Source organism: Marichromatium gracile, from assembly GCF_004343155.1.
GTDB classification, from domain to species: Bacteria; Pseudomonadota; Gammaproteobacteria; order Chromatiales; family Chromatiaceae; genus Marichromatium; species Marichromatium gracile.
This window is the reverse complement of the sequence record NZ_SMDC01000003.1, coordinates 404,029-417,895: the sequence shown is the minus strand read 5'-3', so window position 1 is coordinate 417,895 and position 13,867 is coordinate 404,029. Positions and strand designations below refer to the sequence as shown.

14 protein-coding genes are annotated in these 13,867 nt (G+C 70.4%); 11 read left to right on the top strand and 3 right to left on the bottom strand.

What is annotated here, in order from left to right:
* Positions 1 to 842 precede the first annotated feature (842 nt).
* From EDC29_RS07550 to nifM, 7 genes are all read left to right on the top strand, one after another.
* Positions 843 to 1,259 (top strand): hypothetical protein, encoded by a 417-nt coding sequence (locus EDC29_RS07550; protein ID WP_123140118.1) that lies wholly within the window; start codon positions 843 to 845, stop codon positions 1,257 to 1,259.
* Between the two features lie 203 nt (positions 1,260 to 1,462).
* Positions 1,463 to 2,341 carry a Fe-S cluster assembly protein NifU gene (gene nifU, locus EDC29_RS07545; RefSeq protein ID WP_062277399.1) on the top strand — a complete coding sequence of 293 codons (879 nt, stop codon included), beginning with the start codon at positions 1,463 to 1,465 and terminating at the stop codon, positions 2,339 to 2,341.
* Between the two features lie 56 nt (positions 2,342 to 2,397).
* A complete protein-coding gene (gene nifS / locus EDC29_RS07540) occupies positions 2,398 to 3,621 on the top strand; it encodes a cysteine desulfurase NifS (protein ID WP_132229191.1) in 1,224 nt (407 codons plus the stop codon).
* Positions 3,622 to 3,815: 194 nt separating this feature from the next.
* Positions 3,816 to 4,967, top strand: coding sequence for a homocitrate synthase (nifV, locus tag EDC29_RS07535; protein WP_123140116.1), 1,152 nt, complete (start codon positions 3,816 to 3,818; stop codon positions 4,965 to 4,967).
* A 13-nt stretch (positions 4,968 to 4,980) separates the two neighbouring features.
* Positions 4,981 to 5,319: a nitrogenase-stabilizing/protective protein NifW gene (gene nifW, locus EDC29_RS07530; RefSeq protein ID WP_123142206.1), complete on the top strand. Its 339-nt coding sequence runs from the start codon at positions 4,981 to 4,983 to the stop codon at positions 5,317 to 5,319.
* Positions 5,303 to 5,770 carry a nitrogen fixation protein NifZ gene (locus tag EDC29_RS07525; protein WP_123140114.1) on the top strand — a complete coding sequence of 156 codons (468 nt, stop codon included), beginning with the start codon at positions 5,303 to 5,305 and terminating at the stop codon, positions 5,768 to 5,770. Before nifW ends, EDC29_RS07525 begins: the two co-directional genes overlap by 17 nt.
* Positions 5,767 to 6,615: a nitrogen fixation protein NifM gene (gene nifM, locus EDC29_RS07520; protein ID WP_132229189.1), complete on the top strand. Its 849-nt coding sequence runs from the start codon at positions 5,767 to 5,769 to the stop codon at positions 6,613 to 6,615. The genes EDC29_RS07525 and nifM overlap by 4 nt, the downstream gene beginning before the upstream one ends.
* A gap of 10 nt (positions 6,616 to 6,625) precedes the next feature.
* On the opposite strand, the gene EDC29_RS07515 is transcribed toward nifM, so the two are convergent.
* Entirely contained in the window at positions 6,626 to 7,072 is a 447-nt protein-coding gene (locus EDC29_RS07515; protein WP_123140177.1) for a hypothetical protein, read from the bottom strand.
* Between the two features lie 356 nt (positions 7,073 to 7,428).
* On the bottom strand, positions 7,429 to 8,997 hold the full coding sequence (locus EDC29_RS07510) for an alpha/beta hydrolase (protein WP_242466053.1): 1,569 nt from the start codon (positions 8,995 to 8,997) through the stop codon (positions 7,429 to 7,431).
* A 292-nt stretch (positions 8,998 to 9,289) separates the two neighbouring features.
* Between EDC29_RS07510 and EDC29_RS17375 the strand changes: the two genes are divergently transcribed.
* Genes EDC29_RS17375 through EDC29_RS07490 form a run of 4 tightly spaced genes read left to right on the top strand, consistent with a single transcriptional unit; the run spans position 9,290 to position 10,990 of the window.
* Positions 9,290 to 9,676 (top strand): hypothetical protein, encoded by a 387-nt coding sequence (locus tag EDC29_RS17375; RefSeq protein ID WP_207906547.1) that lies wholly within the window; start codon positions 9,290 to 9,292, stop codon positions 9,674 to 9,676.
* Positions 9,677 to 9,736: 60 nt separating this feature from the next.
* The gene (locus EDC29_RS07500) at positions 9,737 to 9,943 is read left to right on the top strand and encodes a Trm112 family protein (protein ID WP_005222694.1); all 207 of its coding nucleotides are present in this window, start codon (positions 9,737 to 9,739) and stop codon (positions 9,941 to 9,943) included.
* Positions 9,906 to 10,475, top strand: a complete 570-nt coding sequence (locus EDC29_RS07495) for a Slp family lipoprotein (RefSeq protein ID WP_123140112.1) — start codon at positions 9,906 to 9,908, stop codon at positions 10,473 to 10,475. The genes EDC29_RS07500 and EDC29_RS07495 overlap by 38 nt, the downstream gene beginning before the upstream one ends.
* Positions 10,476 to 10,501: 26 nt before the next feature.
* Positions 10,502 to 10,990 (top strand): Slp family lipoprotein, encoded by a 489-nt coding sequence (locus EDC29_RS07490; protein WP_165913454.1) that lies wholly within the window; start codon positions 10,502 to 10,504, stop codon positions 10,988 to 10,990.
* On the opposite strand, the gene rapA is transcribed toward EDC29_RS07490, so the two are convergent.
* Complete coding sequence (gene rapA, locus EDC29_RS07485; protein WP_223806967.1) at positions 10,987 to 13,767, bottom strand: RNA polymerase-associated protein RapA; 2,781 nt, start codon at positions 13,765 to 13,767, stop codon at positions 10,987 to 10,989. The genes EDC29_RS07490 and rapA overlap by 4 nt on opposite strands.
* Between the last annotated feature and the right edge of the window lie 100 nt (positions 13,768 to 13,867).

The following is a 13,867-nucleotide window of genomic DNA, read 5'->3' as shown; positions in this document are numbered from 1 at the left end:
TGGACCGCCTCCGGCCTCGCCCCCTGACGCCCCAGCCAGTCGATCAGCGCCTCCACCCCCGCGGCGGTATTGGGCACCGTCTTGGTCTTGAGCTTAACCCGCTCCTGCTCGCTCAGCTCCAGCGCGGTGTGCAGCTTCGCCTTCGAGACATCGATTCCGAGAGACATCATCGTCGTCCACTCCTTGATCCTGGGCCAGTCCTCATACCCACTCGCCTTGTCCATGCAGGGTTCGCCCCTTGGATACCGTTCAGTGTCGAGACTGGCATGAGAAGAGAGATCGAGGGCTGAATCTTGGCGGCAAGGTCCAGGCCTTCAGTCGCAATCGAGCTGCCTCAATCTCGCGCGGTGGGAGCTAACCACCACGGGGTGGCAAGATACAAGCCGCAAAGACCGCAAAGGGATTCAAGCGCCCGGCCATCCGTGAGTGTGCGGCCGCGACGACGGCGTGACGTCCCATCAACTGTCGGCACCGGTCAGCGAGCGTTCTCGGCGTCAACGCTCTAGGACAGGCCGCGACTGGTGGCTGGCGGCTGGCGGCCGGTGGCTGGCGGCTGACGGCTGACGGCTGGTCGCTAGTGGCTGGTCGCTGGCGGCTGGTCGCTGACGACTGGCGACTGGTGGCTGATCGCTGGCGACTGGCGGCTGGCGACTGGTCGCTGGTGGCTGACGGCTGACGGCTGACGGCTGGTCGCTGGCGGCTGACGACTGACGACTGGCGACTGGCGACTGGTGGCTGGTCGCTGGCGGCTGGTCGCTGACGGCTGGCGCCTGCTCGCTGGTCCCGGCACGCCTCGTGCAATACCGCACGGATCCCCCCGAGCCATCCAGGAGGGCCGTGCCATGAGCGATCCCCACCTCATCCTCTATCACCAACACCCGGTCAGTGCCCGAACGCGCTTCCTGCGTCTCGGCCATGGCGGTATCTGCGCCCCCGGGCCGCTGCCGCCGGGGAGCCGGATCATCGAGTCGGGAACGACGCCTCAGGTCGTCGTCCACCCCGGCGCGCTGCTGCGCGCGCTCGAGCGCGAGCTGGCGCTGGCCCAGGGCGCGCTGGCCATCACCCTGCGCTTCCCGGTCCAGCTCGCCGTCGACGAGACCACCGCGCCGGTCTTCCTCGCCCGCTTCGTCGACCACGACCCACCCATCGCCGAGGTCGGCGCCCAGGGCGCGCGCTTCATCGCGCTGACCCAGGCGAGCGCCCTCCCCCCGGTCGAACTCGACCTGCTGCGGCATGCCTACGAGGCGCTGCTCGGTTGAGACGCCGCTGTCGGGTTTGCCACCACCGGGGCGCGCACCACTTGTCCAGGACCCGACAACCCGCCTCATGCAACCGTGTCGCAGCCCGCTCAACCCGCGCCCTCCGGCCTTCTTCAAAGACTGGCGCGGAGCTTGCTTTTTGACTCGACAAGCCCCGGGCAGCAACGCGCCGGCCCCAGCCAAATGACACGGGAGAGCAATCCATGTGGGACTATTCCGAGCAGGTCCAGGACCACTTCTTCAACCCTCGCAACGCCGGCCCGGTCCAGGACGCCAACGGCGTCGGTGAGGTCGGCTCGCTCGCCTGCGGCGACGCCCTGCGGCTCTCGCTCCGGGTCGATCCCGAGCGCGAGGTGATCCTCGAGGCCGGTTTCCAGACCTTCGGCTGCGGCTCGGCGATCGCCTCGAGCTCGGCGCTGACCGAGATCATCAAGGGCATGACCCTGGATCAGGCGCTGACGGTCACCAACCAGGACATCGCCGATGTCCTCGGCGGCCTGCCCGCCGAGAAGATGCACTGCTCGGTGATGGGGCGTGAGGCGCTGCAGGCGGCGATCGCCAACTATCGCGGCGAGCGCTGGGAGGACGACGACCACGCCGAGGGCGCGCTGGTGTGCAAGTGCTTCGGGGTCGACGCCGGGATGATCGAGGAGACGGTACGCGCCAACGGGCTCGACTCGGTGACCGCCGTCACCCATTACACCAAGGCCGGCGGCGGCTGCTCGGCCTGTCACGAGGAGATCGAGGAGATCATCGCCCGGGTCAATCCCACCGCCGTGGCGGTCCAGGCGCCGCGCGCCCCCGAACCCCCGCAACCCGCCGCGCCCCGCGTCAACACCCTGCAGCGCATCCGCCGCATCGAGCGGCTGATCGACACCCTGCGCCCCGAGCTGCAGCGCGACCACGGCGACCTCGAACTGGTCGACGTCGACGGCCGCACGGTCTATGTCAGCCTCAAGGGCGCCTGCGCCGGCTGTCAGATGGCCTCGCTCACCCTCTCCGGCATCCAGGAGCGGCTCAGCGCCGAGCTCGGCGAACCGCTGCGAGTGATCCCCGCCGCGCCCCAGCAGATCGCCTGCTGACGTCCCACGGCGCGACGCGATCGCCACCCATCCCCATCCGCAGCGAGGAGCCACCGATGAGCGAACAGACCCCCGGCATCTATCTCGACAACAACGCCACCACCATGGTCGCCCCCGAGGTGGTGGAGGCGATGCTGCCCTTCTTCACCGAGCAGTTCGGCAACCCCTCCTCGATCCATCGCTACGGCGATCGCGTCGGGCGCGCGCTGCGCACCGCACGCGCCCAGGTCGCCGCCCTGCTCGGCGCGACGCACGACTCCGAGATCATCTTCACCTCCTGCGGCACCGAGTCCGACGCCACCGCCATCCTCTCGGCGCTGCGCGCCCAGCCCGAGCGGCGCGAGATCATCACCACCGAGGTCGAACACCCGGCGGTGCTGAGCCTGTGCGACCAGCTCGCCAAGGAGGGTTATGTGATCCATCGTCTCGGCGTCGACGGCCACGGGCGACTCGATCTCGATGCCTATCGCGCGCTGCTCACCGAGCGGGTCGCCATCGTCTCGGTGATGTGGGCCAACAACGAGACCGGCACCCTGTTCCCGGTCGAGGAGATGGCCGAGATGGCGCGCGCGGCGGGCGTGATGTTCCACACCGACGCGGTGCAGGCGGTGGGCAAGCTGCCGATCGCGCTCGCCGACAGCGCCATCGACATGCTCTCGCTCTCCGGGCACAAGCTCCACGCCGCCAAGGGCGTCGGCGTGCTCTACGTGCGTCGCAACACCCGCTTCCGACCGCTGCTGCGCGGCGGTCACCAGGAACGCGGTCGCCGCGCCGGCACCGAGAACAGCGCCGGCATCGTCGGGCTCGGGCTCGCCTGCGAGCTGGCCGGCGCCGCGCTCGAGCACGAGCGCACCACGGTGCGCGCGCTGCGCGACCGGCTCGAGCGCGGCATCCTCACCGCCGTGCCCCACTGCTTCGTCACCGGCGATCCCGACAACCGTCTGCCCAACACCAGCAACATCGCCTTCGAGTTCATCGAGGGCGAGTCGATCCTGCTGTTGCTCAACCGTCACGGCATCGCCGCCTCCAGCGGCTCGGCCTGCAGCTCGGGCTCGCTCGAGCCCTCGCACGTGATGCGCGCCATGGGCATCCCGCTCACCGCCGCCCACGGCACCATCCGTTTCTCGCTCTCACGCTACAACAGCGCCGCCGAGATCGATCGCGCGGTGGACACCCTCGTCCCGGTGATCGAACAGCTGCGCCGACTCTCGCCCTACTGGGGCGAGGACGGTCCGCTCGGCGACGCGCAAACGCCCGGCTTCTCGCCGGCCTACGCCTGACCCGACGCGCGGCACCGACGCACCATGCCGGTGCCGCGACGCGTCGGCTCTGCGACACGCCCGCCCTCTCCACCCTGTCGCAAACCCTGCAACGCCCCGGTCTCCTGGCGCGCAACCCGCTGAACCCACGTCATCGACGACGCTGGCACTTCCTTTGCTAACAAGTCTCGTCAAGTGCTGTACGGAGCCCACAGATGAAGGATTCAGTCCGCCCGATCACCATCAACGACACCACCCTGCGCGACGGCGAGCAGTCGGCCGGGGTCGCCTTCTCGCTCGCCGAGAAGCTCGCCATCGCCCGCGCGCTCGACGCCCTCGGCGTCCCCGAGCTCGAGATCGGCATCCCGGCGATGGGCGCCGACGAGCGTGACGCGATCCAGGCCATCGCCCGACTCGGGCTTGCCGCGCGGCTGATGCTGTGGTGCCGGATGCGCGCGGACGACATCGCCCGCTGCGCCGGGCTCGACGCCGATCTCGTCGACCTCTCGATCCCGCTCTCCGACCAGCAGCTGGCGTGCAAGCTCGGCCGTGATCGCGACTGGGCGCTGCGCCAGATCGCGCGCTGCGTGCCCGAGGCGCGCGCGCTCGGGCTGGAGGTCTGCGTCGGCGCCGAGGATGCCTCGCGCGCCGATCCCGAGTTCCTCGCCCGCGCCGCCGAGGTCGCCCAGGCAGCCGGTGCGCGCCGCATCCGCTTCGCCGACACCGTCGGCTTGATGGAGCCCTTCGGCGTCTATTCACGCATCGCCACGCTGCGTGCCGCCTGCGACCTGGAGATCGAGATGCACGCCCACGACGACCTCGGGCTGGCTACCGCCAACACCCTGGCCGCGGCCCGTGCCGGGGCGACCCACCTCAACACCACGGTGCACGGACTCGGCGAGCGCGCCGGCAACGCCGCGCTGGAGGAGGTGGTGATGGGACTCAGACACACCCAGGGGATCGACCCCGGGGTCGACCTGCACGCCTTCGAGCAGGTCTCGACCCTGGTCGCCCAGGCCTCGGGACGCCCGGTGGCCTGGCACAAGAGCCTGGTCGGCGACGGTGCCTTCACCCACGAGGCCGGGATCCACGTCGACGGCCTGCTCAAGGACCCGCTCAACTACCAGGGCATCGACCCGGCCGAACTCGGGCGCCATCACCGCCTGGTGCTCGGCAAGCACTCGGGCCGCCAGGCGGTGCGCCAGGCCTATGCCGAGCTGCTGCACCAGGAGGTCGGACTCGATCAGGCCGAGCGACTGCTGCCGCTGGTGCGGCGCTTCGTCACCGCGACCAAGCGCGCCCCGGTCGCCGCCGACCTGCAGCGCTTCCTCTGCGAACTGCCCACTGCAACCGCCCACACCGCCTGAACCGGAGCCGCCGATGAACGACGACAGCGATCTGCACGACCTGGTCAGCGCCGAGGACTTCCTCGAGCACTTCGAGATCGACTACGACCCGGCCGTGGTCCGGGTCAACCGGCTGCACATCCTGCAGCGCTTCCACGACTATCTGGCCGACGCCGAGCCCCTGCCCGAACAGGCCGAGGCTCGTCACCGGCGGCGCGCCGAGCTGCTCACCCGCGCCTATCACGACTTCGTCGCGTCCGACGCGCGCACCGAGCGGGTGTTCCGGGTCTTCCATCTGCACGGGCCGCGCAGCGGCGTGCGGGTCGATCTCCAACTCGACCCGGCGGGAGGTGGCCATGCGCCCCAACTTTGAGTTCGGCGATGCGGTGCGGGTGATCCGCAACCTGCGCAACGACGGCACCTTCCCCGAGGGCGCGCGCGGCGATCTGCTGGTACGTCGCGGCGCCGTCGGCCACGTGCGTGACGTCGGTACCTTCCTCCAGGACCAGATCATCTACGCGGTGCACTTCATCGAAGAGGGCCGCGTGGTCGGCTGTCGCGAGGAGGAGCTGCAGGCGGCCGACGCGCCCTGGACCCCGAGCCGCTTCGAGGCGCGCGAGCGGGTCGCCGCCGCCCGCCGACTGGCGCTGCGCGGCGAGGTACTGGTCGAGCCCGGGGAGGTCGGCGAGGTGCTGCGGGTCGAGCGCGATCACCCGCAGGGGGTGTGCTATCAGGTGTTGTTCGCCGGGCGTACGCCGCTGCTGGTGCCCGAGTCGGCGCTGGACCAACCCGAAGACCAACCCGAACCCCAGGAGGCCGGATGAAGGCGCGCATCGACCCCTACCACCTGATCCGCGCCTCGGCCAGTCGCTTCCAGTGTCCACCGACCCAGCTCGACGCGGTCCAGCGCGCCGAGGCCGAGCGTCTGGCCGAGCGCAGTCAGCAGCTCGAGGCGCTGGTGCTCGCCACCGCCGAGGCGGCGGCCACGCAGATCACCGACCAACAGCTCGACGCGAGCCTTGCCGAGCTGCTCGAGCGCTACGAGGATGAGGTCGCCTTCGAGGCGGCGCTCACCGATGGCGGGCTGGATGTCGCCGCGCTGCGCCGCGCCCTGGAGCGCGAGCTGCGCTTCGACGCCGTGCTGCGTCGCATCGGCGCCCAGGCCCCGGCACCGAGCGAGGACGAGTTGGCCGCCTTCTATCAGCGCCACCGCGAGCGCTTCGTCCAGCCCGAGCGTCGCGAGGCCCGCCACCTGCTCATCACCATCAACCCCGATTACGCGGAGAACCGCCCCGAGACCGCGCGCGCGCGCATCGCGGCGCTGGCCGAGCGGCTCACCGCCGACCCGGAGGCCTTCGGCGCGCTCGCCAAGCGTCACTCGGAGTGCCCGACCGCGCTCGAGGAGGGTCGGCTCGGCACCCTGACTGCCGGCCAGCTCTACCCCGCACTCGACGCCGCGCTGTTCGCGCTCGCCCGCGGTGAGATCAGCACCGTGGTCGAGAGCCCGCTGGGCCTGCACCTGCTGCGCTGCGAGCGTATCCACCCGGCCGAGACGATCCCGCTCGACGCGGTCCGCGAACGGCTGCGCACGCAGCTCGGCGAGCAGGCCGCGCGGCGACGCCAGCGCGACTGGATCGCCGCGCTGCATGAAGCCGGCGCGGTGGCCTGAGTCGGTTGGCTCAGGCCACTTCCTTGTCGTTGCCCTGGACCTGACGGATCAGCGGATAGAGGTGCTCGGTCTCGCGTTGGATACGGTCCATCACCAGCGCCATCATCTGCTCGGTGTCCTGGAGGAAGGCGGCGTGATCGCCGATGGTGAGGCTGTGACGCTGCTGCGAACACCATTGCTTCACATAGGCGGCGAAGATGCGCTTGATCTCGATCGAGCCCGAGAGGAAGCGGTTGGCGGTGTTCTTCACCTGCTGCTCGGGGCGGGCGATGAGCCGACCGCAGAGTTCGCGATCGACCAGCTCCATATGCTCGCGGATGCGCGTGGTGAGATCGAAGAAGAGATCGCAGGCGACCTCGGTGTCACACATCGAACGCTCTCGCACCAGATACAGAAAGACGTTCGAGAGCTCGATGATCTTGTGGTTCTGGGCATGCAGTTGGGCAAACGCGACCATGGCCATGCTCCTCCGGCTCGATTGGTGGTAAGCGCGATCGTTGTCGTGAACAGACAACCGGCGTGGCCGCGTTTGTGTGGGATCGCGGCTCATCATCCTGTCCGCCGGCGTTCGGTCAGTCTACATCCAGAGCGACCGAGGTGCGAAGCGCGTAACAGCGGCCAGCGGCCAGCGGCCAGCGGCCAGCGGCCAGCGGCCAGCGGCCAGCGAAAGTTTGAACCACAAAGGCGCCAAGGGCGCAAAGGGGGGAAGGGCCTCCAGCGGTCAGCCGCCAGCGGCCTCCCCTCGCCAGACACCTGCGCGACGGCTGATGACTGGCGGCTGGCGGCTGGCGGCTGATAGCTGCCAGCTCCTCCTCACCCCACGACCGGGAAGGTCACCGCCACCGCCGAGGCGAAGGCCAGGGCGTTGGCCAGGGCGCCGGCGAGCGGATGGTTGACGCGACGATAGACCCAGCCGCTCAGTAGCCCGTAGACCAGGAAGAAGACCAGGATCGCCGGGATGATGATCACCAGGAAGAACAGCTCGGCGAGGTTGAGCGCCACGGCCAGCGCCAGCGACAGCAGAAACAGCAGTTTGGTCGCGGCATAGGCGCCGCGCCCGGCGCCCTGTCCCCGGGTCACCCACTCGTCGGCAGCGAAATAGAGCGCGGTGCCGCAGAGGATCGCCAGCACCAGCGGCAGACGGTGGGCGTCGGGCACCAGGGTGGTGACGAAGCGATCGATCGGCAGGGTCAGCGCCACCCCGAAGTAGAACATCACCGCGAGCGTGGCCAACGCCAGCCGCGACCAGTCGACCGGCGGCAACGCGGGCGTCTCGCCGCCCCCGCCGCGCCGACGCACCCACCACAACCCGGCCAGGGTGAGCAGCCCGTAGAGCCCGAAGTGCAGCGACAGATAATCACCGAGCAGGATCGGCAGCCAGCCAGTGGGCAGCGGCCACAGCAGCAGCGGGGTCAGGATCGCGGGGGCCACCGCAACCGGCCACAGCCGCCGCCAGCCGAGCCCGGCGCCGCGCGGCGTCGCGGCCGCACGCGGCAGCAGCGCCGCCAGCGGCCAGGCGAGCGCCACCAGCCCGAGAAAGAGCAGCGCCAGCGCGCCGCCGCGCCGATCGACACCGCCCTGGCTGACATGGCCGAAGCTGCGATCGAGCCAGTCGAGCGCCAGGCGCTGGCCTCCCTCGGCATAGAGCACACCGATGTGCTCGGCGCCCTCGACCAACATCAGCCCGCGCCCGTCGCCCGTCTCCGGCGCGCCGTGGACCTCGCCCGGCGCCACCTCGGTGTCGAGCACCGCCGCAAGCCGCTCGAGTCCCTGCGCGTGGAGCATCTCGGGTTCGAGCGCGCCGTAGACCAGCAACAGGTTGCGGATCGGCGCCACCTCGGTCTCGGGCGAGAGATAGGGCGAGAGCAGCACGCTCGCCACCACCGTCTCGGGGTGGGCCGCGGCATGGCGCGCGAGCACGTCACCGGCCATCGAATGACCGAGCAGCGCCACCCGCCCGCTCGGGTCGGCGTGTTCGAGGGCGAGCGCCACCGCCGGGGTGAGCCCCGCGGTGAGGATCGCGAGACGCCGCTGCTGATCCTCGAGCGAGGCGACGAAGGGCGCCGGGTTGCGCCCGTGACCGGCGAAGTCGAAGGTGACGGCGACGTAGCCGTTACGCGCCAGGGTCAGGGCATAGGGCTGCATCATCCGCTGCGAGCCGGCGAAGCCGTGGGCGATCACCACCGCCGGGGCGCGCTCGACCCCGGCGGGCCGGTACAGGGTCAGCGGCACCCCGTCGATGCGCTGGGTGCTGATCTCGACCCCGGCGCTGGCCGCATGCAGCCGCCACAGTGAACCGAGGATGGCGACCAGGGCGATGACGGCGACGAGCAGGCGCAGCAGACAGCGCCCCCGACAACGGGCAAGCGATGGCATGGACATGGGCGATGCGGAGGATCCCAGTGGTTGCAGGGGCCGCCCCGACACCCGAAGTCCCGGGACGAACACATTGGAGAGGCATTCTAAGACGACGCCGGGCGCGATCTCCACCGCCAGCGGCCAGCGGCCAGCGGCCAGCGGCCAGCGGCCAGCGGCCAGCGGCCAGCGGCCAGCGGCCAGAAGATTGAACCGCCAAGCCGCAAAGAACGCAAAGAGGTGTTCAGGTTGCCAGCGATCAGCCGGCCGGTGGCCGCCTGTCCTCAAGCACGGACGTCAAGGACGTGCGCGACGGCTGATGGTACGCCGTGCTGTTGTCGAGGGCGCCTACCCACTGGCGACTGGCGACTGGCGACTGGTGGCTGGCGACTGGTGGCTGGCGACTGGTGGCTGGCGGCTGGCGGCTGGCGGCTGGCGACTGGTGGCTGGTAGCTGGCGGCTGGCGACTGGTGGCTGGCGGCTGGCGACTGGTGGCTGGCGGCTGGCGACTGGTGGCTGGCGGCTGGCGACTGGCGACTGGCGACTGGTGGCTGGCGACTGGTGGCTGGTAGCTGGTGGCTGGTGGCTGGTGGCTGATGGCTGGTGGCTGGCGACCGCCAGTCGCCCCCTGCAACCCGATCACGCCCTCGCGACGCTCGTCTCCGTCCGCCCGGCGCGCTCGCCAGCGCAACCGTCGGGCGGGTAAACTCAGCCCAACCTGGGGCAGCGGCGCGGCCAGCCCCCATCCATTGCTGAGGAGAACAGAATGCTCGACAAGAAACTGCTCGATATCCTGGTATGCCCGGTGACCAAGGGTCCACTCATCTTCGACAAGGCGCGCAACGAGCTGATCTCGGTCTCGGCCCAGCTCGCCTACCCGATCCGCGACGACATCCCGGTGATGCTCGAGGACGAGGCACGCAGGCTCTCCGCCGATGAACTCGACACCTACCGCGAAGCCAAGGCGGGCTGAACCGGCCCGCCGGCTCGGCGCCATCCTCGCGCTCGGCCTGCCGCTATGGCTCGCCGGCTGCGCCAGCGGTGTGCCCGAGGCCATCCGCCACGCCACCGGGGTGGCCACCACCCCGGCCGCGGCACAGCAGGCCCCGACGGCCCATCTCGGCGAGCGGGTCCGCTGGGGCGGCACCATCCTCGCGGTGCACAACCACGCGGAGCACACGACCATCGAGCTGCTCGCCCGAGCACTCGACAGCAGCGGCGAACCCAACCCGGACACCCCCGGCCAGGGACGCTTCCTCGCCGAGTTCCCGGGCTTCGTCGACCCTGCAGGCTATCCCGAGGAGCGCACCCTGACCGTCGTCGGCATCCTGCTGCCGCCCCGTACCCGCCCGGTCGGCGACTATCCCTATCGCTACCCGGTGGTCGCGGTCGAGCAGTCGCACCTGTGGCCGGAGCCGATCCCGGTGCCGCGCTATCCCGCCGGGGTCTATGCGCCCTACCCTTGGTACGGCCCCTGGCGAGGCCCTTGGTACGGTCCGTGGTGATGCGCCTCGGGAGATCTGCGGGGCTCTTGCTCGGGAGCTTGCTGCTACAGGGTTGCGCCGGGACGCCCGAGCACTGTCATCACCCCGTCGGCGACACCGCGCTCGCCCCACAGACGGCACGCGCCAGCGATCAGGGCACGGTGGTGAGCTGGGGCGGCGTGTTGCTCAGCACCCGCAACCTCGCCACCACCACCGAGCTGATGGTCGAGGCCCACCCGCTCGACGATTGCGGTCGTCCACGCACCAGCCTCCCCGCGCGCGGGCACTTCCTGATCCGTCGACCGGGGTTCCTCGATCCGGCCGAATATCGTCCGGGGCAGACGCTCACCGCCACCGGACGGGTCACCCTGGTCACGGACGACCCGCCACGGCTCGATCAGGCATCGCTACAACTCTGGCCGACAGCCGACGCGCAGCGCCCCGCCAGCCGGCCGGTGACCCGTCCCTGGATCAGTATCGGCATCGGCAGTGGCGGCTTCCACGGGGTCGGCGGCGGCATCGGTATCGGCTTCTAGGCGATCACCACCACCCGCACCGCGTCGAGTCGCAGGTGGGTCTTGCCGAGATAGCGCTCGAGCTGCGCGCGCCGCGCCGCCAGCCCCTCGAGTTCATCGGCACGCACATTGGGGTTGACCTCGGCGAGCGCGGCAAGCCGCGCCAGTTCGCCATCGAGACCCTCGCGCATCCGCGCCCGCGCCGCCACCTCGAGACGCTCGCACGCCTGCTGGGCCAGCGTCTCGGCGCGCAGCAGCATCGCCGCCAGTCTCGGGGTCTGCGACTTGATCACCGAGCGCGCGAGCTTGATGTTGCGGGTGAGGCACTCGCCGACGAGGGTGTCGTGGGCGAGCGTATCGGCCAGATCATTGCCCTCGGGGTCGATCAGCAGGCGCAACGGGGTCGGCGGCAGGAAGCGCCCGACATCGAACTCGCGCGGCGCCACGCACTCGGCGACATAGAGCACCTCGAGCAGCATGGTGGTGCGCTCGAAGCGCGCGTCGCGCATCAGCGTCACCGCCGAGGTGCCGAGATCGGAGTCGCACAGCAGCTCCATCGCCTCGCGCACCATCGGGTGCTCCCAGGTGAGAAACTCGCGATCCTCGTGGGCGAGCGCGTCGGTGCGATCGAAGGTGGCGGTCAGCCCCTCGGCGTCGAGCCTGGGGAAGTGCTCCTGGAGCATCTTCTGCCCCGGGCGCACGATCACCGAGCCACCGCTGCCGGGCTCGTACTCGACCCCGAAGGCATCCCAGAAACGGCCGATGTAGTCGGCCACCTCGCGACCGCCGTCCTCGGACTCGATCGCCTCGACCAGCGCGGCGGAGCGCTCGGGACGGTGCGAGTGCAGCTCGAGCAGGCGATCGCGACCACCGGCCAGATCCTGCTCCAGCGCCGTGCTGCGCGCGCGCGCCGCGTCGATCAGTGCCGGCAGGTCCTCGGGGTCGCGCAGGACCTGGAGCAGTTGATCGGAGAGCGACTCGAACACCGTGGTGGCCGCCGGTCGCGGCTGCTCGAAGGCACCCAGCCCCTCGGCATACCAGCGATACAGGGTCTCGCCCGGACCGCCGGCGAGATAGGGGACGTGGATGCGGATGGTCTCGGTCTGACCGATACGATCGAGCCGACCGATACGCTGCTCGAGCAGATCGGGCTCGAGCGGCAGATCGAACAGCACCAGATGATGGACGAACTGGAAGTTGCGCCCCTCGCTGCCGATCTCCGAACACATCAGCAGCTGGGTTCCGTCCTCGTCGGCAGCGGCGAAATAGGCCGCGGCGCGATCACGCTCGACGATCGACATGCCCTCGTGGAACACCGCGGCATGGATCCCGGCGCGTCGCTGCAGGGCCTCGCGCAGGGTCAGCACGGTCGCGGCATCGGCGCAGATCAGCAACACCTTGGCCGGGCGCAGCGCGCGCAGGGTCTCGATCAGCCAGTCCACCCTGGGGTCGTGTGTCTCCCAGTCGGGCCCGAAGCCACGCTCCGGGTTGAGCCGCGCGCCGGTGCCCGGGATCGCGGCGAAGGCCGGGGGCTCGGGCAGGGGGTGCGGGATCAGCTCGCGCGCGGGGAAGCCTTCGATCGCCGCGCGGGTGTTGCGAAACAGCACCCGCCCGGTGCCGTGACGGTCGACCAGACGCTCGATCAGCTCGGCGCGATCGACCCCTTCGGTGTCACCGACCAGCCCGGCGAGCAGCGCCGCCTGGTCCGGCTCGAGCGGGGCCTCGTCGAGCAACCGCGCCGCCAGCTCGGCGACCGGCGCGTACTCGGCCTCCTCGGCCTGGAAGCTGGCATAGTCGTGGAAGCGCGCCGGGTCGAGCAGCCGCAGCCGCGCGAAGTGCCCGGCCCGCCCGAGCTGCTCGGGGGTGGCGGTGAGCAGCAGCACCGCGGGGGTGATCTCGGCGAGCGCGGCGATCAGCTCGTACTCGAGGCTCGCGTCTTCCTCGTCCCAGGTCAGGTGGTGGGCCTCGTCGACCACCAGCAGGTCCCACTGCCCGTCGAGCACCGCACGCGCGGCATCGGGTTCCCCGGCGATCAGATCGAGGCTGCAGAGCACCTGCTGTTCGGCATGGAAGGGGTTGTCCTCCTCGATGGCGTCGAAGCGCGCGCGGTCGAACAGCGCGAAGCGCAGGTTGAAGCGTCGACGCATCTCCACCAGCCACTGGTTGAGCAGTGGCTCCGGGGTCACCACCAGCACCCGACGCGCACGCCCGGTGAGCAACATGCGGTGCAGGATCAGGCCCGCCTCGATGGTCTTGCCCAACCCCACCTCGTCGGCGAGCAACACCCGCGGGGCCTCGCGCTCGGCGACCTCGGCGGCGATATGGAGCTGGTGCGGCACCGGCGCGACCCGTGCGCCGAGCAGACCGAATACCTCGGAGTCGGCCTCGCGCTGTCCGCGCAGCCAGGTCTGATAGCGCAGACTGAACCAGCGGTCGCTGTCGATGCGCCCGGCGAGCAGCCGCTGCTGCGGCCGGTTGAAGCGCTGGCGGTCGTCGAGTTCGAGTTCGGGCAGCTCGCAGCGCGCCCCCTCACAGTCCTCGCAGACATAGTTGATCAGTCCACCCTGGGTGCGGGTATCGACCACCACCAACTCGCGCCCGGCACGGTCGCGGATCCGCTCACCGGGGGCGAGTTCGACCCGGACCAGGGGCGCGCTCTGGCGCGCATAGAGCCGCGTCTCGCCCACCGCAGGAAAGGCGATCTGCACGCAACGCGCGTCAACGGTGGAGACGATGCCCAGACCCAGTTCACCCTGGGTCTCGCTCAGCCAGCGCTGGCCGGGTACGAAATCATCCATCATGCTCGATTCAAAGTCGTCGGAGAAAAGCGCGCTATGCTACACCGACGCACCCGGCAACCCCAGGGGCGAAAACGCGCTCGGCCACCAGCGTCCAGCG